This is a genomic window from Peribacillus muralis (genome assembly GCF_001645685.2).
Lineage (GTDB): Bacteria > Bacillota > Bacilli > Bacillales > DSM-1321 > Peribacillus > Peribacillus muralis_A.
In genome coordinates this window covers 4,076,121-4,102,954 of the sequence record NZ_CP017080.1, presented here as the reverse complement: position 1 = coordinate 4,102,954, position 26,834 = coordinate 4,076,121, and the positions used below count along the sequence as shown (strand labels likewise).

The following is a 26,834-nucleotide window of genomic DNA, read 5'->3' as shown; positions in this document are numbered from 1 at the left end:
ATCTTGGATGTGGCTTGGGTGTATATGTCGTCGGTGAGACGATTACGCCTTCGATTGCAAAAGGCGACCTGATCATAGCCATCAGCGGGAGCGGTTCGACGAAAAGCGTGATTTCAGCAGCCGCGAAAGGCAGGGAGATCGGCTGCACGGTGTTCGCCATCACGACAAATGATCAATCCGAGTTAGCTCGTGTTTCCCATGAGGTGTTGGTGATCCCGGCTGCAACGAAAAACCGCTTGAGTCATGAAACGAAAAGCGTCCAGCCGCTAAGCTCCTTGTTCGATCAATGCGTGCATGTTTTATGTGATGCCGTATGCCTGGACTATTCAAGGAATGAGTCCATAAGCCACGAGCTGGCCTATGCCAAGCATAGTAATATGGAGTGAAGATCGGACGGGTCATTAATGAGGGCCCGTCCTTCTTGTTGGGAAACGAAAAAAACCCCTCATCCCCAAAAACGGGAATAAAGGGCAGTGCGGCAGTATTAAATTAATACGCCAAGCTATATAGTGCTTTGATGTGTGATAGGTAGCGGATATTACTTGCTTCCTTCATCAAAGTGGCTGGCAGGCCTTTCAGGGCTGTGTTGTTAGCTCCGACGGTTGCCACGGCATCCTTACGGCCAAGGCTCGCAAGTGTGCCTGAGTTTACAGGCGTGAATACTTCAAGCTTTTTGCCTTCGAACGCTGCATATAGGTTATAGCCGACAAGCTCACCCATTTGCCATGCGTTTTGTGCCGTTGGCGCGTATGGACGTCCGCCTTCTGGAGGGAAAGCAAGGGCGCTGTCACCGACAACGAATACGTCGTTATGTGATGTCGATTGCAGGTATTCATTAACCGCTGCTTTGCCGCGATCCACTTCAAGGCCTGATTCGCCTACGATAGGAAGAGCCGCAACCCCGCCTGTCCAAACAAGCGTATTGGCTGTGATCGTTTGGCCGTCCTTCAATTCGATTTGGTTGCCTTTTACACCCGTAACAGGAAGGCTTGTCAAGAATTCGACGCCTCGCGCTTGCAAGCTTGTCATGGCCCGGTCGATTAGGTGATCAGGCAATACAGGAAGGATTTTTGGACCAGCTTCGACAAGCTTGATTTTCAAATCCTTGTAGTCGACGCCGAATTTTTTGGCGATTTTAGGGAAATGATCGACGATTTCACCAATCAGTTCGACGCCAGTCAAGCCGCCGCCCCCGATGACGATGGTGGCATCGGCTTCATTTTTCGTTTGGGCATATTCACGAATGCGATCTTCGATATGCTTGTAAATTTGGTTCGCATCTTTCACCGATTTCAAGACCATGCTGTTTTCTTCCAGTCCTGGAATGCCGAAGAATCCAGTTTGGCTTCCTAAAGCGACAACAAGGGCATCGTAAGATAAAGTGGAACCGTTGGAAAGCTTCACTTCTTTTTTATCGACGGAGAAAGACTCCACTTTGGCAATGGCAAGGTCGATATCTTTTCCTTTGAAAAGCTTTTCCAAAGGAATCGAAACAGCTTGCTCGGAAATGGAACCGCCGGCAAGACGGTGCAATTCCGTGATGATTTGGTGTGTTGGAAATTGGTTCACCACGGTAACCTGCACTTGATCTTTCGTGTAATATTCACGTACGGACAACGCAGATAGCAACCCAGCGTATCCTGCACCTAAGATGACGATTTGTTTTGACATAGATAATCCCCGTCCTTACTGATTGAAAGTTTTATTTTAGGTTTTTACGTTCTGATGAAACTTCAAGGAATGCTTGTGCAAAACGGAAAAGCTTTTGTGCCTCCGGGTCCTTCATCATTCTTAACAGTCCAAAAAGACCGATTACATCATGATTCGCTTCTGCACGATCCTTCGCTTCGATTGCAGTAGCCGCAAGACCTTTCACGGAATCGACCACAGGTGTCGCGATTTCCGAAATGGCACTGACGGTATCGTTTTTCAGGACATCATCCGTTGCCACCGATTGGGCGAAATCATACGACTTTGTTAAAATATTCACTAACTCAGTCAGTTTTGGAAGCTGATTGACTAAAGTAGTGAGGGATTCCTGAACCTCAGGCTTTAATAACTGATCCAGTACATCTTGACGTGCATTTAATTGTTCAGACTGTGATTGGGTAATCGTTTCTGACATATCCAATTCTCCTTTGCAATAAGCATTTTGTTGATTTGGTTAGAAAAACTTGTAAAATATTACACAAAGTGTTAATCACAATACTTTTAAAAATGTAATAAAAGCTATCCTATAGTATATCCCTTTCGCTCGCTGAAAACAGCATTTTTTAAAAAATCTCCATAATAAAATCTTTTCCCGTGTATTTAAAAGGTTAAATCCTTTTAGATCGCAACTGTCGTCTCGCGCCTCCTGCATATTTCCTCCTGGAAAAGCCATCCTAAACGATGGAGGTGAAAAATGTGACCGATCCAAAATCCAAGCTTACTGAAGAGACTGAAGATAATAAGCGTAATAAATTGGTTGGCAGTATGGAATATACGAAAGCACAAGTCATGGAAGGCATGAACGGAATTTCTGACGAGTACCTCAAAAACCTAGAGGAAGGGATGGGGGAAAGTATGGAGGAATAAATGTGCTTGTAAGTTTGGAAACATCTAAGGCAGATGCAATCTAAACGACGTTTATCCAAACAAGGTTCTGGACGATCCAGAGCCTTGTTTGGATAAGATACCCTTAATGGAAGCCCATCAGTTCCTTCACATGGTTACAGTTTTCTTTGGAGGTGAGCATTTCCAAAAGCGTGAAGGCCACACCGAAAGCTGTGGAAGGGTTATAGGAGGTTATGATGTTGTCTGTGACGACAATCGGTTCATTGACGACAAGCGCCCCAAAATCCTTGAGCTGGGTCTGTCTTATACTGGTTGCATGGTTGTAGGTAGTCGCTTTCCGTCCTTTCAAGATCCCGCTTTTTCCTAATGGAAGGGCCCCGACACAAATCGTTGCGATGATTTTCTTTTTATCATGAAAATCTTTAATCACCTCAAGAAACCTTTGATCATAGGCATCATCGTAGAAGCCGGCTTCCTCAAACCCTCCTGGTATGGCTAAAGCATCGAAGTCATCAAGGTTCACTTGATCGATGGTGAATTCGGGCTTCACGATGAAATTCCAAGTGCATGCTAATTGCTCATGAAGACCTACGGTAACCAAATCGGTGGAGCCGTCACCCTCTAATTTATTCCAGCCCAATACATCCGTGAACACACTCGCTTCAACCGCTTCGAACCCGTTAGATAACAGCAGCAATACTTTTTTCATAGCAGCATCCCCCATATGAATGTTTTGTATTTATTATATAAAAAGTAAAGTCTTGATTACATATCAATAATTATGTATTCATTCCCATTTTCTTTATTTTATAATGTATTTGGACAATTACATATAATAATGAAAAGTGATGGTGATCGAATTGGATCGAACGGATAAAAAAATACTTTCCTTACTCGAATCTAATGGGCGCATGTCCATGAAGGATTTGGCCAAGGAGGTTTCCTTAACTGCCCCAGCCACTAAAGAGCGAGTGAATAAATTGGAGGAAAGTGGCGTCATTAAGGGGTATAAAACGGAAATAGCCCTTGAAAAGCTTGATAGAATCATTACCGCATTCGTTTTGTTTGAAACGGATCGATGTAAGGATTTTCATGATTTTTGCCGGGGGCATCCGGATGTTCTGGAATGTCATCGGTTGGCCGGTCAATATAGTTATTTGGTTAAAATCAGTACATATTCCATGGAAACGCTGGAGGAGTTTATCGATCAGGCGATTAAATATGGGAAATCGTCAACACATTTGATTTTTTCATCGACTTTAAAGGATATTTTTTCCGCGAGAGCAAATATGACCTGAAGATAGAATGCACACAAGGGGCAGGAAATGACTTCATTGATAGAGAATGGAAATAGTAACAAAAATCACATCTGAACGTTACAGCAAAAGGGAGTGGGAAATCGTGAGTTTTGTTTACGAGGAAGAAGAAATAATGGAATTCCTTCAACAGAACAAAAGTGATTTTGAGGACTATCTTTTATCAGAAGCGGTAAATGTCAGAGAGAAAATCGAAGAAATCTTGCTGGTGGGGAATGTTGACCTTTTGAATAATGCCCATAAGCTGATTCGCTACATCGTGGAGCAGAATGAAGCGGATATGATTACCTTTGCAGAACAAGAAGGGGAAACGTGGGCAACCCACTCCTTGGCGCTTTCATTCAAGCTGGATTGGATTCAGGCCATCCGGAGGACGCTTTGGACCTTTTTTTATAAGTACGAGCAAACAAAAGATCATATAAGCGATTCCCTCACTTTTTTTGAGTTGGAAAAGAAAGTGAATGAAAAGGTGGATGTTTTCCTTAAATCCTTTTTCATCAGTTATTCCGATTATAAAGACAAATTGATCCTGGCACAGCAACGCTTGGTGGAAAACTTATCGGTCCCGATCATTCCTGTTACGGCCGCCACCTGTGTCCTTCCGTTAATCGGGACAATCGATGATTCGCGTATCCAAATAATCGAGGAAAAAGTCCTGATGGAAATTAGTGATTTAAGGCTACAGACCTTAATCGTGGACTTGTCCGGTATTATCGAGATGGAGGCTGAGATCATGAACCGGTTATTGAATATTCTCGATGGAACTGCCTTGATGGGCTGTAAAGCCGTTGTGACTGGATTGCGTCCCGGGGTGGTCATGAAAATGATTCGTTCAGGGGTGGATTTTGAAAAAAAGGCAGAGACAAAGCTGACGCTGCAGCAAGCATTGAAGGACGATCTTGTAATGAACTAAATCCGAAGGCTTCAAGCCGCCCTGTGTTGGTGGCTTTTTTTATAATCAAAAAAGCCCCCAGCGGCGCAAGGGGACTCATGAATTCAATAACGAATAGACATATGTATCATGAGGTATGCCATTTTGGTAAATATAACTCCTTAAAATGCCTTCCTGGATGAAGCCATGCTTTACCAATAAATCGCTTGATGGCTGATTTTCGAGAAAAACGACCGCACCGATCCGCGTCAAACCGAGATTATTGAACCCGTAAGCCACTATTTCCCTAAGCGCTTCCGAGGCAAATCCCATGCGCCAATGTGCTGGATCGATTTCGTACCCGATTTCAGCCCGCCTGTATTTCGGGCTATAGGCATGGAAGCCGATCGTGCCGATCAAAACCTGCGTATCACTGCGCTCAATCCCCCAACGGATCGATCGGTTTTCACGGTAGCCCCTTGCAAAAGCAGCCACGATATCCTTCGCCTCCTGGATATCGAGCAATGAATCCTGACCATAAAAACGAGTCACTTCATCATTTGATAAGAGCCGGAAAAGAGCCTCCGCGTCGCCCGCATGAATTTCCCTTAACCGTAACCTTCCAGTGTTCAAAACCGGAAACATAGAATCCCCCCCATAATGTAGCCCTGGTAACATATTCGGTTTTGGCGAACGGTTTTCCTTTATTATGAAGTGCCTATTATAGAGGTATTTTTGATGTTTATCGGACAAGCTAACGGTAGCACGTCCAAGATAGACCAAGAATCAAAAGTTGGATGAAGGGGAGCTGCAGCATGGGAAAAAAACATCGTAACCGTATCAATTCACCGAAGAAAAATAACCACATTCCAGAAGAAGGCATCATTGCTGAACAGGAAGCACATGGCAAGGAATATACGGCGAATAAACGAAAGAACGGACCCGGCAACAATACCGATTGATTGGATCATCTTTTTACCGCTTAAGCCTATCATCAGGCAGGGCGGTATTTTTCTTTCCTCGCACGTTTCAGGAGAACATTTGAAGAATAGAATCCTAATAAATACGCAAAATATATAAAAACTCTTGTTCTTGAGGATGCTTATGAAAAACGTAAACCTTAAATCCATTCATGTCTATTTACTGACAATCATTTCAACAGGCTTCATGGTACATGTATTGATCTTGCCGAATATTTTAACGGCAGCCGGGAGGGACGCTTGGATAAGTGTCCTATTTAGCATTATCCCCATCATAATTATGGGATTGATGATTTTTTATATGTCCCGCGCACTTGGACGAGAGTCGTTATTGTCCTTTTTACGGAATCACTATTCTCCGCCATTCGTGAAAATTTTAGCAGTATGTTTGGGAATGATCATGTTTTCTGAAGCATTTGTCACCATGAAATATACATTATTTTGGGCAAAGGATAATTATGCCTCCGAGGTGCCCAATTTGGTAATTGTGTTATCTTTTTTACTTATTAGTTATTATGCATCCGTTAAAGGAATCAAAACAATCGCCATCCTAGGTCCGTTTCTTTTCTTTATCGTTTGCTTATTCGGCGTCTTTATCGGCATCAGCAATGTACCGAAGAAGGATTACACCCTATTATTCCCCCTATTCGAGCAGGGGTTCGAACCGTCTCTAAAAGGAATGATCTATGTGTGTGCAGCATTTGGTGAAATCTTGTATCTTCTCCTTCTTCAAGGGTACTCCAAACATTCCTTTACATTGAAAGGATTGATTCTGACCAGCTCTTTCTTATTTATACTAGCACTTGGCCCCCTGACTGCAGCGATCGCTGAGTTTGGACCTGTAGAAGCGGCACTGATGAATAATCCAGCCTATGAAGAATGGAAACTGTTAACGATCGGTAAATATATTACACGTGTGGATTTCTTCTCGATTTTCCAATGGTTTGCCGGTGCTTTGGTTCGTGTCAGTTTGCTCATGTTCTTGACGAACGAATTATTGGGATTCACAAAGAAAAAGTGGTCTTTAACCATCATATATGGCGTCATGGTCATCGGCGAGCTCGTTAATTGGCAATCCGACAAGTTCGTTTCCTTCTTATATCGGATTTATTATCCAGCTGTATGTGCAGTTTTAATTGCATCCCTCCTCATGACATTCCTTCTAGTAAAACTTAAAAGTAGGTGAATCCAATTAATATGGCTAAGGCACATGACCATCATGCATTATTGACAAAAGAAGGATTATATCAGCTTTTTCAAGCCCATTCCGATGTTCGTGTAAGCAGCAAGGTTTTTAATCATGAGGATATGGATAGGCAGGAAGTTTTATTGGTTTACACTAGTGGAATGGTAGACAGCATGTTAATTTATGATACAGTCTTACCGGCCGTGGATCGACTTATAAAAAAAGGGAAAACGATTGGGGTGGAAACTCTCGATCACTTACTCGCCATCGAGGAAATCAAGCCATCTCCCCGGGTTCAGGAGGAGCTTTCATTGGCTTTGTTTTCAGGTAATTTGCTTCTTTTTGACTGTCAAACGTCCCAAATGCTTTCCATTAACGTTGCGAAAATGCCTCAAAGATCCATTGATGAGTCGAATATGGAAGTATCCATACGAGGACCGCGAGATGGTTTCATAGAAAACAGTGAGGTGAATATAGCCCTTATTCGTCAACGATTGAAGACGACGGCGTTAGCGAATCAAAGCTACACTTTGGGGACTAGAAGCAATACGAATGTGAATCTCCTTTATATGGAGGACGTAATCAACCCGGATGTTTTACGGAACATCCAACTGAAGCTAAGCTCCCTGCAAATCGATACAGTTACAAGCAGCTATCAAATTGAAGAGCTTTTATATGACCAACCTTTCTCCATATTTCCCTTGGTCGATTATTCAGGTAGACCCGATTATGTCGTAGAATCGCTTAATCAAGGAAGATTCGCGATAATGGTCGATGGAAGCCCAAGCTGTTTACTCGGACCGGTCAACATGACTCATCTCTTGAAAACGCCTGAGGATAATCAAGTGAGTTTTTTGTATGTGAGCGCTGAAAGGGTACTGCGGATACTGGCTTTCGTCACGACCATTTTTTTACCTGGTTTCTGGACAGGTCTAACCTCTTATCAATTGGATCAACTGCCATTTCCGCTGATGGCTACCGTTTCCGTCTCAAGGAATGGACTGCCCATCGCTGGCCCTTTGGAATTATTCATCATGCTTGTTTTCTTTGAATTATTCAAAGAAGCGGGGGTCCGACTGCCTAAAGCAGTGGGACAAACCGTCGCCGTATTAGGGGGGCTGATCATAGGGGATGCAGCGATTCGGGCTGGCTTGACATCTCCTTCCACTCTCGTGATCGGGGCCATTACCGTTATTTCTGGTTATACTTTAGTCAACCAGAATTTAGCGGGAAATGTTCTGCTCATTCGATTTTTCATATTGGGGATATCCTCCATTATGGGACTGTATGGATTCTTCCTTGGTGTGTTTTTCATTTTTATTGCTCTCGCCGGTTTGGAGAGCTTTGGTCATCCATATTTGGCGTCGTTTTATAAGCTGAATACAGGCGATGTGCTGAAAAGTATTATAAAAATTCCATACAAATACATGAAGACCCGGAACGAAGCTTATTCCCCAATGGATCCCGATCGGAAAAAGGAGTAGATTCCAGTGAAAAAAATGCTGATTATAATTTGTCTATTTTCAGTGCCGTTATCAGGATGCTGGGGGATGAAAGAGATTCAAAACCAAGTGTATATTACAGCGCTCGGATTTGATTTTCAAAAAGGAAAATACCATATTTATTTTCAATCTTTAAATTTTTCGGGCATTGCCAAACAAGAGGGGAACGCGCTTTTGCCTGAGGCATCTCCCGTATTGTTAGGGAAAGGGACGGGTGAGACCATTGATGAAGCATTTGATGACATTCAGAAATCCTCTTTTATTCCGGTGTATTTCGGGCAAATCAATTCGCTTTACTTCACCCCATCCTTTATGGAAAATCATCTGGGTGAATTTTTGGATTATGCAGGACGTACGGAATTGATAAGGTATAACACCTGGGTATACAGTGTGAAGGAAAACCTGCAGCAAGCAATGACTGTGAATGGTTTTTTTAATAAATCCCCAATCCATACTCTCGTGTTCAATCCTGAAGAAGTATTCAGGAATAACTCGTTCATCCCCATCATTACCTATCAAAATCTGATTCAAAGGTATCGGGAGCCGGTTAGCTCGATTCTGGTCCCTACCTTGCAGATAGATAATGAAACTTGGAAAGAAGGCAATGATGCAAAGAAGATCGTGAAGCTGGATGGCGGTTATTTTTTATCCGATAAAAAACTAACAGGCTGGGTGAAGGGGGATGACCTTAAGGGGCTGGCTTGGCTCAATCATGATGTAAAGAATCTTTACCTATCTTCGGATACTAAAAAGGTGGCTGTACAAATAGTACGCCCACGTTCCCGGATAGATGTCATAAAAGGCCCCTTTCCTAGATACCGGATTACGCTGGACGTGCCGGTGACCATTGAAGAAAATTATCGCCATGTACCTGTGGAGGAAATAAAAAAAATCCTGGAAAATCGAGTGAAAGCGGAGGTGAACGATACGTTCAAGAAGGGACTTGAGATGAATGCGGATCCCTTTAATTTAGCTGAAAAGGCGTATCGCTTCAGTAACGATAATTGGGATATACACGAGCTTAAAGAACTCTCGCTTGAATCCATTGATAAGATCGACGTGAATATTATAGTGGAACATACAAGGAACTATAAAAAGTGAAAACGACGAGCATGTCAGGGGAAAAGAAGAGTTCACTTTCATCCTTCTTGCCATTAATGGGTGATTCCTATATCTTAAAGAATGTAGAACCTTAGGAGGGAGATAGATGATGAAAGCACTTGTTTTTGACGGATTTGGCGGACCGGAAGTTCTTTCCGTGAGGGACATCGAGGAGCCAAAACGTTCCAAATCGACAGTGATCGTCCGAATGAAAGCGATCGGCTTGAATTTCGCCGATGTATATAGAAGAAAAGGGAATTACCATTTGGTTGGCGAGCCTCCTTTTATTTTAGGGTATGAAGGCGCAGGTGTCATCGAATATGTCGGGGAGGATGTTCAGCATGTGAAGGTTGGCGATCGTGTCGGGTTTGCTGATGCTCCCCATGCCAATGCAGAGCTCGTCTCCGTTACAGCTGACAAGGTGCTGCCGCTGCCAGACGGCATCTCCTTTGAAACGGCAGCGGCTGTTCTGCTTCAAGGATTGACTGCCCAATATTTAACGGACGACAGCCATCCGGTTAAAAAGGGAGAAACCGTTTTGGTTCATGCTGCTGCAGGCGGGGTCGGCCAATTATTGACGCAAATGATCAGAATGAAGGGCGGACAGGTCATTGGCTTGACTTCATCGGAAGAAAAAGCGGCTGTCGCCAAAAAAGCGGGTGCGGATCATGTATTCCTGTACGGCTCGGACTGGGTGGATTCCATTAAGGAAGCAACCGATGGCAGGGGCGTAGATGTCGTTTACGAATCTGTCGGTCAAACGTTGATGAATAGTTTCGAGGCGACGAAGACCGGAGGAACCGTCGTATTCTTTGGAATGGCAGGCGGTGATCCCGAGAAAATCGACCCGAGAATGCTGATGGACACCTCCAAAGCCTTAATAGGAGGCGACCTTTGGAATGTATTGACAACCCATGACGAACGGAAAAGAAGAACGGCGGAGTTGTTCGAATGGATCATATCCGGTAAAATCCTCATCGATGAACCGACGCTTTTCTCCTTGGAACAAGGGGCGGATGCACATCGACTGCTGGAAAGCCGGAAAAGTACCGGGAAAATCTTATTGAAACCATAAAGGAAAGAAGGCTAACCATTTTTGATGGTGGCCTCCTTTCTTTTTTTGTATCCTTCATCCCCTTATTCATACTGATGATCAGAACCCTTTTTAGATCGTTTGTATAGACCCTTTCTTTAGACCCATGGATAAACCGATTATCAAATCCGTTGCCACGACACGTGTTGAGGCCCGCTCTCCTGGACAGCTCCAGCCCAAGCTTTACAATCCACAAGCCATTTGCACCAACCGCAGTGAACCATCCCCAATCCACAAGTGCTCTCCTGCCATTCACGGAGGGCGGCCGCAATTCACATCCCCCCAAAAAAACAAAAAAAAGAGACAATGGTATCATCTCTTAAGCTTCACCTGGACCCATTCAATCGGAAATAAAAATCAATCAACGAAAAAGGCAAAATATCGGCGAAACGGAAATTATATCGACGAAAAACGCAATATATCGCCGAACCGGGAATTATATCTGCGAAAACGGCAATATATCGACGAAAATAGAATTATATCTACGAAAACCGGCCATATATCGGCGAAACGGGAATTATATCGACGAAAACCGGCAAAATATCGCCGAACCTGGAATTATATCTGCGAAAACGGCAATATAACTCCGAAAACTGGAATTATATCTGCGAAAACAGCAATATATCGGCGAACCTGGAATTATATCGACGAAAAACAAAATTATCGCTGCAAATTGCCCAAAGCAGATTGCGTATGTTAGCAAGAAGTGAGGGGAAGAGGAGCGAGACGATCTTTTTGTATTGCGAAAAAAGCTTGAAGGGATGCCTTTTTATTTGCGAGTGTCGCATTTCGGTCGGCCGGCGCAATGGCATGACTGCCGTACTTGCGAATGGTGGCCATTAGCTTGTCCAACTCGCCATATGTATCGTTTCTAATGCTTGTCATATAATCGGAAGCGGTCTGCTTATCCTCGTTTGTCACCTTTCTTCCTTCTTCGGGCACTTTCTTTACACGGGATATCAGCCATTTTTCGCACCAGTCGTTCAACACGCTGCGGATGAATTCTGCTTGGTGGTGCTTCTGAAGGATGGGTTCGATATGTTCTGTCACTTCCCGGGCATTCACCTTGCGGCCGAGAGCTTTTTCAGAAATCTCTCTATGAAATGGTTCGCGATCAAGCAAGCTCTTGATTGACTCTGCCTGGTGGGCATATTTGGCCATCTGTTCCAAGGTTTCGTTGTAAATGATCTTACTTAAATAGGCAGATGCTTGTTTTGGTGCCAGCAGTAGCTGCTTATTGGCAGGGAGGGCATGGGCGAGCTTCCTTAGAGAATGCGTATAGACGAATCGCGCTAGCTTTAACAGCTCCTCTCGGATATCGGTGGAAATATTTGAAGATGCCGCTTGCTGCAGAAAGGAGCGGTAAATATATTTGCCGACTCGTTCCAACTCCATGCAAACCGAATCACTGATATGACCAAGGAAGCCAGAGTTGAAAATCGTTTTTCGCAGCAAAGTCCGTTCCGCCCGATTTTCCATATACTGCGTCAAAATGCCTTCTTTGAATGTGATCACAAGAACTTCTTTTTTTGAAAACGCCCGGCTTGCAAACGTAATCGTCACTAAATGCCCCAAGGCCTCATGGACTGCATCGATTGCACCCAATAAGCGCTTTCGGGTAAAAAGTGAGCGGCCATCAGGAACGATTTCGCTATAATCGAACAATACCTCCTCCGACCTCAAGACGGACATACGGAAAGCAGCCATCAGCAGCAGCCGTTTTCCATGTATGCTTAAGCCCTTGAAAGCATCACTATAAAAGAAACGATACTTCTTGCAATAACGGTCAGACTTACTATAAAAACCGAGAATACTCGCAGGTCCCAGATTGAACTTATATAGAAGTTCCCCATCTTGATCAACTGGTACGAACACCTTTTGAACAGATCCGTGAGGGGAGGTCAATTTCCTGATGATCTGCCTTAAGTACTTTTCCGTTGTCCCGACACCGCGTGCCATACTATGCAGCGGGCTTTGAATCACCCCATCCCAATCACTATGAAGCAAGGCGTACAAGCACGTATCGAACTCAGTCGAAGATACATGTCTTAATAGGTACTGATAGGTTTCCTCATAAATCATAAGATTTCGCCCCCTTTGTCATCCGCCTTTTATATAAATCTTCCTTAACAAAAAGTAGCATCATCATGCCGGGATATATAAAAATAGTAAATATGTTGTACAAAAGTGATAAAATGGGTAGAAGGCAACATATATGATAAGGAGAGATTTTTAAAACCATGATACTTTCACTATTCGTCTTCATCTTAAAAGGGATTTTCATGAAATTGCCTTTTGCCATATTGGGGCTTTCGTTCATTCCGCAAAGATGGATACAGGCAATCGCCAAAAAGGATAAGAGCTTTTTCATCGAACAAGCGATGCGCTGGCTGCTTTCTGCGATCCTATTATTTTTCATGTTCGATATTATATTATTGGATCATACGGCAGCCGCAATCTTTTCGAGTTTTGCCCTTATATTCGGGCTCATGCTCATCATTGATTCAAGCATCTACATATACACTGTCAGGGAAGTTATGACATACCGCAGTAATCGTAGGAAAAACGAAGGAAATAAATTACCGAAAACTCCGTGGAATGTTCATTTCAACAGTTTGATCGGGGGCATTTTGATCATGGCTTGGGCCATCATGCTGTTTTACCCGCTCACTGTTGCGGGAGACCTTCATGGTTTGGCGAAGGTCGATAAAAAAGATGAGCTCGAAGAAGTGCAGGATATAAAAACGATGCCGCTCGTAACAGTGAAAATGGCAGATGCAAAAGGGGATGCAGCAATAAACAAAATAGAAAATGCATCATACTTCACTGAAGGCGATTACCGTCTAACCAATATAAATGGTGACTTGACGTATACCTCGCCCATTGAAATGGACGGGTTCTTTAAAGCAGGGAAAGCGGAATACACGCCAGGGTTTAACTTGGTTTCCGCGGTTTCCACGGATAAAGGGGCAAGCACGATAAAAGGGAAAATGCTCTATGCTCCCTCACAGTACCTTGAACATGATTTGGAAAGGACGGTCCGGAGGGCATATCCGGATAAAATCATCTATGATTCCTATTTGGAGCCAGACGAAGCAGGCAAGCCCTTCTTTGTAGCCTCTGTCGGCCATCATTTGAAATACCGCAGCGGCTCCGTCGTGGATGGGGTGGTATTGGTCGATCCGGAAACGGGCGGCACGAAATACTATCCGTTAGGAAAAGAACCGAAATGGGTAGACCGGACATACACCTTGGAAACGGCGTTGGAATATTGGACGTACTGGGGGAAATATGTTCACGGCTGGAAGAACCAATCCTTGATCGGGGCGAAGAAGGATGTCTTGATACCCAATGAAGAGCATATGCAAATTACGTTCAATGAAAAGGGCGAATTGATTTATGTCGTCGACTTCACGAGGGCCAAATCAAAAGGGAATTCAAAAACCCTTGTAGGCTATGGTGTTTTCAACGCAAAGACCGGCGAGATGACCTACTACAAGGGAGTCACCTCGGTTCTGACTGGAAAGGAAGCGAAATCCAACGCCAATGCGAGTGAGTATCTGTCCAAATATCCAGGCTGGAAGGCCACCAATGGTATTTTCTATACGATATACGGTGCACCTACATATGTCATTCCGGTAACGAAGGGCAGTAAGTTCCAAGGTGTCGCCATCGTTTATGCCAATAGCGATAACCCCCAAGTGGTCTTCGGAAAAACGAAGGATGAAGCTTTCCGGAACTATAAAAAACTGATTGCCTCTTTAGGCAAGGTCAGTGGGGTCACTCCGCAAAAAGGATTCGAGATGAAAGAAATCAAGGGTAAGGTAACGAGGATCAACGATGCCAATCTCGCAAATGGCTACATCTATTACTTGATCGTCGAAGGACAGGGGAAAAGATTCTCGGTCGACCCTGGCGTCAACGCACTCTCTGATATCGTCTTGACGAAAGAAGGAGACCGGGTTGTCCTGAAGGTGCTCGATATGGATGAAGATATCGTTCCAGTCGATCAATTCACGAACCTCGACCTGCCAAAGAAATAAAGGTCTAGCTACGCCGCTTTCTAAGGATTAAGCCCGGGATGGCACCGGGCTTAATCCTTTTCATTTACCTGGACGGAAATAGCGTGGAGCGGATCATATCATTGGAGGGAGTGGGAATGTTGAAGGAAAATAAACAAGCTCTGTATTTTAATATGACTTTGGGGACTATTGGGCCCATGCTCATTGCTTTAGCTGCATTGAGATATAATGCCAAAGGTGATTATACCGGATACATCATTATATTTTTGGGCTTTGTTTTAACGATCAGCTATATCGGCCACTTAGAAAAAAAGGCGGGAATCAGTAAAAAATGGACTGCGATTAGAGTCATTGTAACTTTAGTTTTACTTTTTTTGTTTTCATATTCGTTATATTTTTAATTGTTCAAGTATAACAGGTGTCATTAGTTTAGAAGGAAATGGCTATGGCTGCTCTTATTCTTGAGGCTGAATGATTATGGGGGGCATTTACATGTCGGACAAGTTGAAGGAAGTAATGGAATTATTCTTCGAAAAGAGGGAAAGCACTAAACCCTTTACCGTGATTACGTCTTTTTTAATGATAGCGATAGGCTTGATTTTTATATTAGGTATAATGAATGATTTTAATATAAAGGTTAAACATGTAACTCTTCTATTCGGCATAATTTCCATAGTGGATGGAATTGAAAGGTTTTATAATAAGGAAAACGGGAGGCAGGTATTATTGGCTGTTGGTATAGGATGCATGTGGTTCGGAACTTTCTTTTTCTGGTGATTCATATTTTACACCGTGGGGACTGGCGTCAAGGACCTTTTTCGCCAGCCATTGCTAAGTGTGCATGGAATGAAGCGATTTCCAAATGAAGGTGTATGGAAGCTCCATTCATCTCGTTTTATTAATAAGTTCGATATATTGTGAATCACCATATCCGATTGTGGGGAACAGCTCGAATAACCGACTGACTAATTGAGATGTTGTTAAATGCTTGTTTTTGGAAATATACGTCACTACAGCGTTACTTTCTTTGAGCATATCTAAATAAAGGTCGATTGCCTGGTGCATGATCGGCAGGAGTTTTTTTGTTGGTGGTTCATGATGTACCAATACCTCTTTATATACAGAGTGATAGTCCGCTAGAGTCAGTTCAGTTTGACATACTTTACATTCATCCTCCCTGAAGCTGTTTAAGAACACTGTGCCTTGATATCCCGACTGTTCAAGGTAAGCAAGGAGGGTAAGGAGGTTCATTTGACAAAACATGTCTTCACCAAACCATAAAACGATAGAGGAGTACTGTTTATTAAAAAGGTCGTTTAATGGCTCGATAACCTTATTGATATAATCTTCCACAGAGTCACGATGCCCCGATGCTCGTGTTTTGATGAACGCTGGATCAAAAACCTGTATAGTGGCCGCGTTAACACACATCGCTTCATTAAATGGAACATAGTCAGAATCTCCCAATACCTTATTTTCCTCGAAATCTTCATACATGGCCTGACCATTCAATATGTGAAGTACGTCTTGATCAAACAGCTCACTCTTCGCATGTTTTAACTGATCGACCTGAAAATCTTTTGATCTATTCATGCCGCAACACTCCTCGTCTTTATGATGATTGAACAGGCCATTTTAGCCATCCCCAGTCCAGAATGCGTATACACCATCTCATTTAGCTCATCCCTTACTAAAAGTATAAAAGATATTCATTCTTTCGTTTGATATTTCTTGTGGTTATCAAGGTTATATAAATAAAAAAGAGCAGGCAAGCTCTACTTGGATAGTCTCAGCTTGTTTTATTCCTAAAAAAGTATATTAATGGTAAAATTAGTTTATATGATCATTATGAAGATCGAGTTATATTTAGCTTATTAAGAAGGTATTGGGAGAAAATCAATCAGAGGAACGAAAGGGATACGGAAGATAGTTATTCTAATGGAACTATCGGGATAGGATGTTGAGGTAGGAGGTGCTTGAAAGTATTCGAGTTTTCTTATGTTTTTTATCTTTGTTTCTTTTAAGCGGACTAGTATTGGCTTCAATGGAAAGCATTTTTTTAACTGATATTTTTGGCAGGGCAGCAAAAAGTGTTCCCATACTTTATGGACTAGCTTTAATTTATTTGATACGAGATTATTTTAAAGAAATAAAAGAACCCGATTTTGTAATGATGGTGTTTTTAAGTATAGCATCTTATATGGGACTTGTAGTCATCTTTGTAGAGTAGATGTGTAATAGGTGAGCTGTAAAGCACCTATTCCGACAGTTTTAACAATAATTGAAAAATAAAAACAGACAGGAGTTAAAATCCGATGATTAAAGGCTTTGGAGGAATATTTTGGAGAACTAAAAATCTTGAGGCTGTGAAAAAATGGTACAGCGAGGTGTTGAAGATTGAAATCGATAACTGGAATGGGACTGTACTAAAATCCGAATCACCAAATGAGACGATCTTTTCTTTCTTTACCGAGGATGACAGTTATTTTCCAACAGAACAACAAGTGATGCTGAATTTCGAAGTACATGATCTGGACGATACGATTAAGCATCTTGAACATATCGGTGTACCTCTTGCAAAGAAAAAAGAGGTTGGTGAATACGGAAAGTTTGTTTGGATTGAGGATCCTGAAGGTCGGCTAATCGAGCTTTGGGAGAAATGACCAAGATGCTAACGAATATGTTAGCCAAGGGAGGAGCTGCCTTTGAGGCAGCTTTTTCCTATGAAGGGGACGAATTAAATGGATGTTGAAAGTTTGATCAAGAGGAAGATAACAGCCACATATGTCACGACAGCGGTTACTTCCATTATCTTAGCTTTGTACATGGCGGATGGAATGAAGGCGGGAGAGCCCTATGAAGGTGGAGTTAGTGAATTATAGTCACAGTGAACCTTCGAAAGGAAAATGATTAAGAAAAAAGCACCTGATTGGTGCTTTTTTCTGTCCTGTAACGTTTAACTTCAACATGGGTGTTATGGTCTATATTTTAAGTAACCTTTACCTTTTACAAAGCCGATCATTTATACCCTCTAAAATGGCATGTTTAAATTCAGAGGGGGAATCTGTTCGAATAGCGATTTTAGAATATTCCTTTTGAATTCCCAAGGACAGAGTAACGTTTATTGGTTTTTTAAGTGTAAAATCATATCTGGATCAACCTTAGCAAAATCTCTAACGATAAAATCAATGGTGTCTTTCGGTATTTTTTTCTTTAAGATTTGAGGGTCTTCAATAATGGATTCAATGTTATCGAACTGAACTTCGGCACGTTTTACCAAGCCTACAGAAATAAATAACGTCCGCTCATTCATATATATGGGATTTAATCGGATTGCTTGTATATTCGCTAGGAAATAAACGACAGAGTAAATATTAAGAACTAACAAAATTAGTGAGAGGATCGTCGATTTCCCGTGAAGCCACAAGTGAATCCCTAACGTTTCAATAACAATCGCATGAATCATCATCAGTTGAAAAGCTATGTAACTAGAATTTTTATAAAGAGTCATGCCAGGAGGTGGGGTCTTTTTCCAACTGAGAAATGCGTAATAAAACGTGAAAGCTTCTAAGCAAATCAGATGAATAATTGGATTTTTCTTTACATACAAGTTAACAGCTTGTGGAAAAGAAAACATGACAGGCAATTCACTAGAAGAAACGGTCCTGATGATTTTGGGTACATAACGTGCAAACATAACAATCAGTAAAACCTCAAATATGATCAAAGCTGCTTCAATCGCAATTCCTGCCCAAGTGACTGCAGCGAAAGGTTCCAATAGATCATCAGGTATCAGGAATCTCGCGAAAATACACCCCGTTGCTGCAAGAAGTATCGCCATCTTTATCGTGAATTTCCGCTGATAAAGCATAAAAAGTATAGGCAGCAGAATCACTAAATCTAATAGTGAGCCTAAAACGACTCCATTGGTATCTGCTGGTAATATACCATTTCCCACATTTGTGTTGTATAAAGTGAAGTTACAACATAGGATCAATCCTAACATTAATATCCAAACAGTTTTTCCCTTTTCAATCAGAACCATTTGTTATCTCCTTCATTTAATAAATTATTGGAAAGTGAGCGAGCCCTTATGCTTATGTATGAACGGACTTTTTATTGACGATTTACTTTAAGTAACATTATAGTAACTTATTGGTTATTTTGGTGCAACAGATATTCTTTTAGCTGGAAATGCAAAAATGGGGTTACTTGTTTTGGAACAGCGCCGATTCAATAGTTACTTAATGTGAAAAATTATCAATAAGGAGAACTCTATGGAGAATGTAAATGCTGAAGAGTACAATGAGCCTGTTTTGTATGATAAGGAAAATGATACCTACAAGGAAGATCTATCATAACTTTTGAAGTGGGCTTCAAAAACCAAAGTTCCTATAATTGATATAGTTAAAATATCAATAACTACTCAGGAACGTGTTTGCTTCTATTCCGAAAGAAGATTGAACATTTACAAAGATAAGGAGTGAAGACAAGGTATGTCACATTCAAAGAAAATGCCATTGGAAATTAGTATGAACATTCTATCCCTCATGGTTCTCACTCTAGGCTTCTTACAAGTGTTTTATAAATGGAGTATTTTAGGCAGTGGTCACATAAAGAGTTTTATCGCGTTACCTCTAATAGCAGCTGTGGTTTATGTGTAAGTGAAGATAGAAGTAAAAATATTAAATATAACAAGTTGTTAGTGAATATTATTATTGTTGTTAATTGATTTAAGCTCTGTCACATAACTTCTCGTAATTTAATAAACAGAGGTGCGTTAGCGTCTAAATGGCCGCCGATTCGCTGCCTTTGTATGTAAGTATATTAAAAGTAAATGGATGTACTTTCTTTAAGGCAGGGTAGAGTAATCATATCAGTCATTAAACATTCAGTTTTAATTGACCATTCCTCATTAAAGGGTTGCGGCGGCAGCCTTTTTTCTTACGGAGCTAAAGGGGCTGTTCAGCTAAGGAGGTAATTGTTTTCTCTTCTAGAATATATTTAAAAGGTGTATAAACAAGGCAAACTCATTAGCGTTGCAGTAGCCGTACATATTTAAGGAGGGTTCGAATGGATAAAAGAGTTCAATTTGACTTTGAAATAAAGTTCACTAATGGCGGTGGGCTTCAAGGGCAGGAATTCCGTCTTGATATTGAGGGAGATGATATCTCTGACGAAGAGTTAGCCCATTATATTGTAGACGATCTGAGGTTACTGATGGTGGGAGAAGTTAAGATATTCAATAAAAAGATAATTAATGAAACACATAAACGAAAGTCTGCTGATGGGAACTCTGGAAGGTAGCGATATACAGCTAATCGAGTTACGGAGGGATAGAATATGGAGCATGAATTAAAAGAGTTTATCAAGATGTGTGACGAAGCAATAAAGAAGGAAGATTTTGATACGTTGATGAATTACTATACGGATGATGCAGTCTTGGTCGTAAAGCCTGGGATGATTGCCCGGGGTAAAGAGGAAATTAAAAAAGCGTTTATTGCTATTGCAAAATACTTCAATAACAGCCTTATGCCAACACAGGGGGAAATGATTATTTTAGAAGCTGGAGATACGGCGTTGGTTCTTTCGCAAACGCTAATCAATTCCGATAAAACTGATTCGGACTACTCAATGGATAGAAGGTCAACCTATGTGTTTAAGAAAAACCCACAAGGTGAATGGCTTTGTGCCATTGATAACTCATATGGTACGGAGTTAATCAGTAACAAAGATATTTAGCTTCTTTAGCTAACAGGTGCATAAGCTAAAAATCAGAGCTGTCTTAAGGCAGCTTTTTCTTTTGCAATAAAACAACCTCTCGTTTCATTCAATTTTCGAGCTAGGGTAATTCTTGCCTCTTACATTTGTTCTTTGTCCATTTTATATTGAAAAAATATCCTTTTAGTGTAAAATTACACTAAAAGGAGTGGCGAGTATAAATGGAAAAAGAAGAATTCATCAATTTAATATCAGAAAAAATGAAACTTGTCCGAACTGAACAAAATTTTTCTCAAGATAAGATGTCTGAAATCCTAGGAATTTCAAAAAAAACACTAGTCCAAATTGAAAAAAGAAGAACAGAAGCCAATTGGACCACTGTTGTTGCTTTTTGTGCGTTGTTTAATCATAGCCATTTGCTGATATCATCAATCGGTGACAATCCAGTTGATTTTGTTCAGCTAATTGCTAGCAAAAATGGCGGGATCCCTAAAGAAAAAACAATGGGTGGTAAGATATGGTGGAAAGAGATCGATTATCGAGGCGATTTTCGTTTGCAACAAAATCTGATTAGTAACCATTACCGTATATTGGATCAATATGATTATCGCTGGCATAGTTCTTTTAATAAAGAAGAAAGTGTAAGTCGTTTAATTGAATTACAGGAGCTAGAGGCGATAGACGATAGACGATAGACGTAGAGAAAGGGAGGGAGGAATGTGAAGAATAAGCTTTTAATTACAGTATTGATAACCAGTATAGCGTTTAATTTGTTTTTATTTGGTAGATGGTTTATTTTTGAACGTGCGTATGAACCCTCTGAAAGTGAACAGATCATCTTAAGTGAAATGGTTCAAAAAACGGTTGAGGGTGAAGATTATCAAAAGATAGCAGAAAAAGAGAATATCATTGCTATTGATACAAACCTGGATAAAAATAAAGGTGGAGCATTTCCCTACTACTTAGGAGTAAGTGTCCGTACTGATAAGCAGACCCATCTCTTTTCTTGTGATGATGACCAATGCTCAGAAATGGAAAGCGCAGGAACGGCTTATTCTCGATATAAAGATGAAGAACCATCACTTCCATTGAAACCATGACTGAAATTACACGAATAGTAGTTCATAGAAGGTTCACACTGCTAAATATATTTGAAAAAGGTGAAGTAATGTGTGGAATCCACTTCGTTTTAGCTACCACCTATAAAGAAGCGCATAAAGAAGAAACCTATGTAGAGTTTGATGAGGGAATACACTCCTACCTTTTAATCAAGGAAAAGGATTCTACTCTTTCGTTTGGGTTACTTCTAAACCTTGATATATATGGTGAAACCATATTGTATAGGGACGAGATTAGTGAATTAATGGGGATATGTGATTGCCTAATTAATAAATACACAAAGGGGCACAAAGACCAAGAAGTTCGGCGTTTTGCTAAAGAATTGAAAAGTATTTGCTTGGAAGCGTTACAGCGAAAAAAATACATTTTTGCTCTAGGTGATTAGTTTTAAAAAGTCCTAAACTTGTTCCGGTAGTTCAAGAGCTGGGCTGTCTTTAAGGCAGCTGTTTCTTATGGAACTATCGGGGCAGGTCAGTTCATGAAGGACAAGTGAAAATTAATATCGAAATTAATAAAGTAAGAGATTTAATTAATTGTAAAAGAGGTATAACAATGACTGTTTCATTAAACCCCATTTCCAAAGATGAAAAGCACATTCTTCAGAATTTATATTCACTTTATTTACATGACCTTTCAGAGTTTACCGAGGGTTTAGTCATATCACCAGATGGTTCATTTGAGTTTGATTCATTTGAATTAATTTGGAAGAAGGAAGGGGTAACACCATATTTTTTAAAAAAGGATATGACAATTGTAGGGTTTTTATTACTCTTAGAGAGGCCGTTTTTAAAAGAGGATTATGATTACAGTATTAATGATATTTTTATTTTGAAAAAATATAGAAGAAAAGGTGCTGCAATTTCATTATTAAAGGAATTGTTTAAACAAAAAAAGGGTAGTTACTTTGTTGTTCAATTAGCTAAAAACATTCCTGCTGTGATATTTTGGAGAAAGATTTTTAGTGAGCTAAATATAGATTTTGAAGAAAAAAAGAAAATTATCGATGATGAAGAATGTTTGGTTCAATCCTTTAAAATTTAAACAGATTATTAAACTAACGGATGCGATAGCTGTAGATCGGAGCTGTCTTAAAACTAGCAGGTGTTACTGTTTAATGAAATAATTATCGCTTAAAATTCAATTATACCTGCTGGTTCAATAGAATAAAAAGCTCTTTCTATTCAACTGTTCCAGAAATATAATGAAACAAACGGAAAGGAGGCGACAAGAATGAAGCATCATTCCATGCACAAATTGCATAAAGAGCATAATGAACGGGTAGCGGAATTTCACAAAAAACACGCTGCTCAAGTAGCTAATGGAGAAAACGGAAACGGTTGGTTAGCTAAGCTCGAAACGTCTTTTTTTAATAAAGTGCTTGTTCCTCTTAAAGTTGTGAAATAACATCTTTTTTTCTGCTCCTGCTCTTTGGGGAGCAGTTTTTTATGATTATATAGAAATAATTCATGATACAGTATGTGTCAACTCAGTAAGAGTTTGCGATTTGATGTACTTCAACTAACAGGTGCGTCAGTTGAAAAGCGGAGCTGTCTTTAACGCAGCATTTTCTTAGGAAACTTTCGGGCAAGGTCAGTTCAACAATAAGGAGCAAACTAGGCATATAAATTTCGTTAAAAGGAGTAACAAATCCACGTTTATGAAAATAATGGCTATTGGTATTACATTAATCGTTGTTGGATGCAGCCTTTTAGGGTGGCTGATTAAAGAAGCCTACAAACATAATAAGGATGAAAGTACAAAATATAAAACGCTCTACATATTATGGGTCATAGTAGGTGTCTTACTAGATACAAGTGGATTAATCATTATTTTTGGTCTAATTATATTAGGGGTTATTTTAATAGTCTTTTATCCACTCTTCTACTAACAGGTACGTTTGCTAAAAATCAGAGCTGTCTTTAACGCAGCATTTTCTGGACAGGGTATTTTAATAAGAATCGTATCGAAAAGGAATAGGGATAGAATAAAGGAAAGTAGTGGGTAAATGATAATTAATAAAAAGATAAATACACAGTTTAATTCAGTTGTATCGAATGTTAGGAAAACATCTGAATTAGTTGACTGTTCAGGTGCATCTGTATTTATCATTCATAACGATACTATTGTTACAGAGGAATATTGGGGTAAACATTCCAAGGATCCCATTTCGAGGCTTGTCCAAGAAGATACACAATTTCATGTGGCATCGGTTAGAAAAAGTTACATAGGTTTTGCAGTTGCCTATGCGGTTAATAAAGGATACCTAGAATCAATAGACGATTTAATAGTAAAATATCTTCCATCGAATCGTATGCCAATATTAAATGGTACGACAATTAGACACTTACTGACACATACGCATGGTTTAACGAGTATTAATGGAGAGCTATATCGAGAGTTTCCGTCTGGTGAGGATTGGGCTTATCGAGGTATTGGAATCGATATTCTGACGCAAATAGTTAAAAATGCAACTGGTAAATCTGTAGCTGAGATATTAACTGACAACGTATTTAAACCACTAAATTTTACGGAGACAGGATGGTACGGAGAAATAAATGAAAAACTTGCTGATGTAATACGCAAGGCTGATGATCCAATTTGGAATGCAAGTAAAGGTGTCGACGGCGACAATATGAATATGTATGTATCATCAAGGGAATTGGCTGAATGGGGTTACTTTCATCTTAGGAAGGGCTATATAAATGGGGAACAAATTGTTGCAAATGAAATCATGGATATGGCGACATCCGTTCAAAGTCCCCGTTTAATGGATACTGAACTACCGCAAAACGGCTATTTATGGTTCGTAAAGGACTTGCCCGCAAGAAAAACAGAAATCGGTGAACTTGTACCGAAAGGCTCCTATCAAATATTAGGCTATACAGGGGTTACGCTCCTGGTCATACCTCAGCATAATCTCGTTGCAGTGCGTTCATTCAATAGTTTTGGTTCTACTGATGGATTTGATTATTTAGCTGATGTCAGAGGATTTGGTAATACTATAATGACCTGCTTAAAGAACTGACGGGTGAGTTAGCTGAAGTTCGGAGCTATTCAAGGCAGCCTATTTTGGATTTGTCGGGGCAAGATACAATTTATTTTATAGGTGATATATGGAGATTATAAAAAACGCTAAACTATTCAATACAATCTGTATACTTCTTGTAATGATACATATGCTTGTTTTGTTTACGTTGGTTTTTATGACAGATAAGTGGGATACAAGGTTTGGACAAATAGGCTCTCTGATTGTATTGGTGTTAGGAATTTATTTTTGTAATGAAGCCTTCAAAATAAAGTCACCATTGCGTCATACCTTGCTAGTCACAACGTTTTTAATCTCGGTAATAGATGCGATAATCCTTCTTGTATTCTTCATTGCTTGTGTTTAATGGTGGGTTCATTCCCCTTTGGAGCATCAATACGAAAACAGCCAACATGATTTTCGGCAGTTCTTTTTCTTATGAAACTAAAGGGACAAGCTAGCATCGAATTCGACTAGGAACAATAAACCTTGCAATTATTTCCATTATTTGGTTTATAATGATGGTGAGGAGATGTTGTTCAATTGAATGGTAAAAATATAAGTACATCCATTTCTGAAGATATTATTATTACTAATTTGACAGGTTTCATAACCCTTGCTGATGTAAACATCTGGTTTAATTCTTTTGAGGAAACGTGCAATTCATTTATTAGACAAGGAAAAAAGTATAAGTTGTTAGTTAATCGTAAAGGGTATACTCCAGAACACTTTTCGGTACAAAAATTGTGGAAAGACAAATTTTTCTCTAATCATATCTTAGAGAACACCATTGCAGTCGCCTTTTTATTAGAAAAAGGGGATATTCTCATTCATCTTAAACAGTCTAATACAAAAGACAATGCAATGTTCTCCAGTAATTATGATCAATTAATTGACTGGCTTACTAAATATAAATAACAAGTTTTTACTCCTAAGTTGCTGAAAGGTAACTTTTTTTAATGCTCTGTTTGTGTCCACTACGCTGTTCGTTCGGACTGTGACGTAATAAATTAATAAGTGATCATTATGAGTAAAGAGTTTAGAAGCACTGAAGTTTCAGGTTAACTAATATTTCCTTTATTGGTAAAATGAGAAAGAGGTGATTTACTTTTGAAAAAGCTTCCCAAGTATACACAATGTTTTATCTTCACGCTCTTTTTTCTTATTTTGGCTTTAGTTTATCTTTGGATTCCTCCAAATTCTAAAACTTTCCCAATCCTTTTTGGTGTTTATTCCCTTTTTAATTTAGTTCGTGGTATATATTTTTTAAGGCAAAGCAAGACTCAAACATAAGACAAAATAGCCCATGCCAAGATGTTTCCATATTCACTGTGTTAGGTCCATCATATGATTTAAGATATCCTGTCATCTTGGTTAAAGGCGTTTTCGCTGCTTCCATTAATAATTATGCTTTATTTTACATCCGCATTCATTCCCGATTCTTTTAAACTCAGCTAATTCCCTTTCTTAGGACTGTCCGCTAAATCATTTACTTTACCAAATTCTTCATAGTGAAAGTACTTACCATATACAATCATGCATATAACTGTTAGAGTTACACTTATCAAACATTGGTGTTAATTCTATCCTCCTTTGTTGGAAGGAGATATTTGATAAACAAAAAGAATGTGTTCATAAAGAAAGCTATAGACAATTATTTTCTAAATCTTAATGAAAAAGATTTAAATTCAGATGATTTAATTCAGTTAATTAATCATTTATCCAGAATTTATGATCGAATAGCTTAGAATTTTTATTTATCTTCAAATATTGGTATTTGTGCTTTTAAAAAAGGATACTTAGGTCTTACCAGACTGTTTTTAGTCACTTCCCATTAATGGAGAGGAGACTGTAATGAAAAATGAACATGTGAAAAACTTACTCTCAGAATTGTGTTATTTTGATGAAGTGGATATTACCCATACATTTTCAGTTGATGGAATTCGCATTTTGCAAGTGAAATGTCTAAATATAGATTCTCAACATATATTCGAATTAACTTATCCAGATAGCGATATAGTAGATTTTCATAGTGATATTGCTGAAGCTGAAAAAGCAATTACAAGTATTATTTCTAAAGGTATTCCTGCTTAGGGGTATCTTTTTTTAATTTGCATTAACACAGGCTCATATACGTACTGTATGGTAAAAACCTCGAATGAATTCATATCACCATGATGTTGGTCCCTATGAGTACAGTTGCTTATCTTAAACAAGTGAGATGATTTGATATTGATCAAGGTAGTTTACAACGGTTATTCAAGTTGTCACTTTTGAAGGTCCTCGCAATCCACCCAGTTATGTCCTTCTTTTCGCTTAACCTTTTCATTCTTTAATCTTTT

General features: G+C 39.9%; 30 protein-coding genes and 1 pseudogene. 24 read left to right on the top strand and 7 right to left on the bottom strand.

Annotated features, from left to right (window positions below):
- Window positions 1-14 precede the first annotated feature (14 nt).
- Window positions 15-386 carry an SIS domain-containing protein gene (locus ABE28_RS19900; protein ID WP_064462788.1) on the top strand — a complete coding sequence of 124 codons (372 nt, stop codon included), beginning with the start codon at window positions 15-17 and terminating at the stop codon, window positions 384-386.
- A gap of 103 nt (window positions 387-489) precedes the next feature.
- Here the strand turns inward: ABE28_RS19900 and ABE28_RS19895 are convergent, their stop codons facing one another.
- Window positions 490-1,671, bottom strand: a complete 1,182-nt coding sequence (locus ABE28_RS19895; protein ID WP_064462789.1) for an NAD(P)/FAD-dependent oxidoreductase — start codon at window positions 1,669-1,671, stop codon at window positions 490-492.
- A 31-nt stretch (window positions 1,672-1,702) separates the two neighbouring features.
- Complete coding sequence (locus tag ABE28_RS19890; protein ID WP_069191719.1) at window positions 1,703-2,125, bottom strand: DUF1641 domain-containing protein; 423 nt, start codon at window positions 2,123-2,125, stop codon at window positions 1,703-1,705.
- Between the two features lie 281 nt (window positions 2,126-2,406).
- On the opposite strand from ABE28_RS19890, the gene ABE28_RS25270 reads away from it, so the two are divergent.
- Window positions 2,407-2,577, top strand: coding sequence for a hypothetical protein (locus ABE28_RS25270; protein ID WP_156775851.1), 171 nt, complete (start codon window positions 2,407-2,409; stop codon window positions 2,575-2,577).
- A gap of 103 nt (window positions 2,578-2,680) precedes the next feature.
- Here the strand turns inward: ABE28_RS25270 and ABE28_RS19885 are convergent, their stop codons facing one another.
- Window positions 2,681-3,265: a DJ-1/PfpI family protein gene (locus ABE28_RS19885; RefSeq protein WP_064464567.1), complete on the bottom strand. Its 585-nt coding sequence runs from the start codon at window positions 3,263-3,265 to the stop codon at window positions 2,681-2,683.
- A gap of 151 nt (window positions 3,266-3,416) precedes the next feature.
- On the opposite strand from ABE28_RS19885, the gene ABE28_RS19880 reads away from it, so the two are divergent.
- Both ABE28_RS19880 and ABE28_RS19875 read left to right on the top strand, forming a co-directional pair.
- A complete protein-coding gene (locus tag ABE28_RS19880) occupies window positions 3,417-3,854 on the top strand; it encodes an Lrp/AsnC family transcriptional regulator (protein ID WP_064464632.1) in 438 nt (145 codons plus the stop codon).
- A gap of 100 nt (window positions 3,855-3,954) precedes the next feature.
- Complete coding sequence (locus ABE28_RS19875; protein ID WP_180320018.1) at window positions 3,955-4,785, top strand: STAS domain-containing protein; 831 nt, start codon at window positions 3,955-3,957, stop codon at window positions 4,783-4,785.
- A 75-nt stretch (window positions 4,786-4,860) separates the two neighbouring features.
- Here the strand turns inward: ABE28_RS19875 and ABE28_RS19870 are convergent, their stop codons facing one another.
- Window positions 4,861-5,388, bottom strand: a complete 528-nt coding sequence (locus ABE28_RS19870; RefSeq protein WP_064464569.1) for a GNAT family N-acetyltransferase — start codon at window positions 5,386-5,388, stop codon at window positions 4,861-4,863.
- Window positions 5,389-5,558: 170 nt separating this feature from the next.
- On the opposite strand from ABE28_RS19870, the gene ABE28_RS25505 reads away from it, so the two are divergent.
- The 5 genes from ABE28_RS25505 to ABE28_RS19850 all read left to right on the top strand — a co-directional run bounded on the left by ABE28_RS25505 (window position 5,559) and on the right by ABE28_RS19850 (window position 10,587).
- Window positions 5,559-5,705, top strand: a complete 147-nt coding sequence (locus ABE28_RS25505) for a hypothetical protein (protein ID WP_167353416.1) — start codon at window positions 5,559-5,561, stop codon at window positions 5,703-5,705.
- Between the two features lie 142 nt (window positions 5,706-5,847).
- On the top strand, window positions 5,848-6,909 hold the full coding sequence (locus tag ABE28_RS19865; protein WP_064464571.1) for a GerAB/ArcD/ProY family transporter: 1,062 nt from the start codon (window positions 5,848-5,850) through the stop codon (window positions 6,907-6,909).
- 11 nt (window positions 6,910-6,920) lie between these two features.
- Window positions 6,921-8,393, top strand: coding sequence for a spore germination protein (locus ABE28_RS19860; RefSeq protein ID WP_064464573.1), 1,473 nt, complete (start codon window positions 6,921-6,923; stop codon window positions 8,391-8,393).
- Window positions 8,394-8,408: 15 nt separating this feature from the next.
- Window positions 8,409-9,512: a Ger(x)C family spore germination protein gene (locus ABE28_RS19855; RefSeq protein WP_257390830.1), complete on the top strand. Its 1,104-nt coding sequence runs from the start codon at window positions 8,409-8,411 to the stop codon at window positions 9,510-9,512.
- A gap of 109 nt (window positions 9,513-9,621) precedes the next feature.
- On the top strand, window positions 9,622-10,587 hold the full coding sequence (locus ABE28_RS19850) for a quinone oxidoreductase family protein (protein ID WP_064464636.1): 966 nt from the start codon (window positions 9,622-9,624) through the stop codon (window positions 10,585-10,587).
- Between the two features lie 714 nt (window positions 10,588-11,301).
- Here ABE28_RS19850 and ABE28_RS19840 read toward each other — a convergent pair.
- Window positions 11,302-12,687, bottom strand: coding sequence for a hypothetical protein (locus ABE28_RS19840; protein ID WP_064464579.1), 1,386 nt, complete (start codon window positions 12,685-12,687; stop codon window positions 11,302-11,304).
- 158 nt (window positions 12,688-12,845) lie between these two features.
- Here ABE28_RS19840 and ABE28_RS19835 point away from each other — a divergent pair, with 158 nt between their 5' ends.
- The 3 genes from ABE28_RS19835 to ABE28_RS19825 all read left to right on the top strand — a co-directional run bounded on the left by ABE28_RS19835 (window position 12,846) and on the right by ABE28_RS19825 (window position 15,404).
- Window positions 12,846-14,648, top strand: a complete 1,803-nt coding sequence (locus ABE28_RS19835) for a hypothetical protein (RefSeq protein WP_064464580.1) — start codon at window positions 12,846-12,848, stop codon at window positions 14,646-14,648.
- A 116-nt stretch (window positions 14,649-14,764) separates the two neighbouring features.
- Window positions 14,765-15,028 (top strand): hypothetical protein, encoded by a 264-nt coding sequence (locus ABE28_RS19830; protein ID WP_257390640.1) that lies wholly within the window; start codon window positions 14,765-14,767, stop codon window positions 15,026-15,028.
- A gap of 91 nt (window positions 15,029-15,119) precedes the next feature.
- Window positions 15,120-15,404 carry a hypothetical protein gene (locus ABE28_RS19825; protein WP_064464585.1) on the top strand — a complete coding sequence of 95 codons (285 nt, stop codon included), beginning with the start codon at window positions 15,120-15,122 and terminating at the stop codon, window positions 15,402-15,404.
- A gap of 108 nt (window positions 15,405-15,512) precedes the next feature.
- On the opposite strand, the pseudogene ABE28_RS19820 reads toward ABE28_RS19825, so the two are convergent.
- Window positions 15,513-16,220: pseudogene (locus tag ABE28_RS19820) on the bottom strand (AraC family transcriptional regulator); the annotation flags it as partial.
- A gap of 379 nt (window positions 16,221-16,599) precedes the next feature.
- Between ABE28_RS19820 and ABE28_RS19815 the strand changes: the two are divergent.
- The 3 genes from ABE28_RS19815 (at window position 16,600) to ABE28_RS25265 (ending at window position 17,509) form a co-directional block, all read left to right on the top strand.
- Window positions 16,600-16,857 (top strand): hypothetical protein, encoded by a 258-nt coding sequence (locus tag ABE28_RS19815; RefSeq protein ID WP_064464589.1) that lies wholly within the window; start codon window positions 16,600-16,602, stop codon window positions 16,855-16,857.
- Between the two features lie 85 nt (window positions 16,858-16,942).
- Window positions 16,943-17,290, top strand: coding sequence for a VOC family protein (locus ABE28_RS19810; RefSeq protein WP_064464591.1), 348 nt, complete (start codon window positions 16,943-16,945; stop codon window positions 17,288-17,290).
- 78 nt (window positions 17,291-17,368) lie between these two features.
- On the top strand, window positions 17,369-17,509 hold the full coding sequence (locus ABE28_RS25265; RefSeq protein WP_156775848.1) for a hypothetical protein: 141 nt from the start codon (window positions 17,369-17,371) through the stop codon (window positions 17,507-17,509).
- Window positions 17,510-17,748: 239 nt separating this feature from the next.
- Here the strand turns inward: ABE28_RS25265 and ABE28_RS19805 are convergent, their stop codons facing one another.
- Window positions 17,749-18,672 (bottom strand): beta-carotene 15,15'-monooxygenase, encoded by a 924-nt coding sequence (locus ABE28_RS19805; protein ID WP_306807304.1) that lies wholly within the window; start codon window positions 18,670-18,672, stop codon window positions 17,749-17,751.
- Window positions 18,673-19,700: 1,028 nt separating this feature from the next.
- Here ABE28_RS19805 and ABE28_RS19800 point away from each other — a divergent pair.
- The 9 genes from ABE28_RS19800 (at window position 19,701) to ABE28_RS19750 (ending at window position 26,586) form a co-directional block, all read left to right on the top strand.
- Window positions 19,701-19,934, top strand: a complete 234-nt coding sequence (locus ABE28_RS19800) for a hypothetical protein (RefSeq protein WP_064464593.1) — start codon at window positions 19,701-19,703, stop codon at window positions 19,932-19,934.
- Between the two features lie 36 nt (window positions 19,935-19,970).
- Entirely contained in the window at window positions 19,971-20,369 is a 399-nt protein-coding gene (locus ABE28_RS19795) for a YybH family protein (RefSeq protein ID WP_064464595.1), read from the top strand.
- A 200-nt stretch (window positions 20,370-20,569) separates the two neighbouring features.
- Entirely contained in the window at window positions 20,570-21,043 is a 474-nt protein-coding gene (locus tag ABE28_RS19790) for a helix-turn-helix transcriptional regulator (protein ID WP_064464597.1), read from the top strand.
- A gap of 24 nt (window positions 21,044-21,067) precedes the next feature.
- Window positions 21,068-21,448, top strand: coding sequence for a hypothetical protein (locus ABE28_RS19785; RefSeq protein ID WP_064464599.1), 381 nt, complete (start codon window positions 21,068-21,070; stop codon window positions 21,446-21,448).
- Between the two features lie 571 nt (window positions 21,449-22,019).
- Window positions 22,020-22,508 (top strand): GNAT family N-acetyltransferase, encoded by a 489-nt coding sequence (locus ABE28_RS19775; protein WP_064465580.1) that lies wholly within the window; start codon window positions 22,020-22,022, stop codon window positions 22,506-22,508.
- Window positions 22,509-22,697: 189 nt separating this feature from the next.
- Window positions 22,698-22,871: a hypothetical protein gene (locus ABE28_RS25500; RefSeq protein WP_167353415.1), complete on the top strand. Its 174-nt coding sequence runs from the start codon at window positions 22,698-22,700 to the stop codon at window positions 22,869-22,871.
- A gap of 601 nt (window positions 22,872-23,472) precedes the next feature.
- Complete coding sequence (locus tag ABE28_RS19765; RefSeq protein ID WP_064465578.1) at window positions 23,473-24,492, top strand: serine hydrolase domain-containing protein; 1,020 nt, start codon at window positions 23,473-23,475, stop codon at window positions 24,490-24,492.
- Window positions 24,493-25,035: 543 nt separating this feature from the next.
- On the top strand, window positions 25,036-25,410 hold the full coding sequence (locus ABE28_RS19755; protein WP_064465576.1) for a hypothetical protein: 375 nt from the start codon (window positions 25,036-25,038) through the stop codon (window positions 25,408-25,410).
- 936 nt (window positions 25,411-26,346) lie between these two features.
- Complete coding sequence (locus tag ABE28_RS19750) at window positions 26,347-26,586, top strand: hypothetical protein (protein WP_064465575.1); 240 nt, start codon at window positions 26,347-26,349, stop codon at window positions 26,584-26,586.
- The last annotated feature ends 248 nt before the right edge of the window (window positions 26,587-26,834 follow it).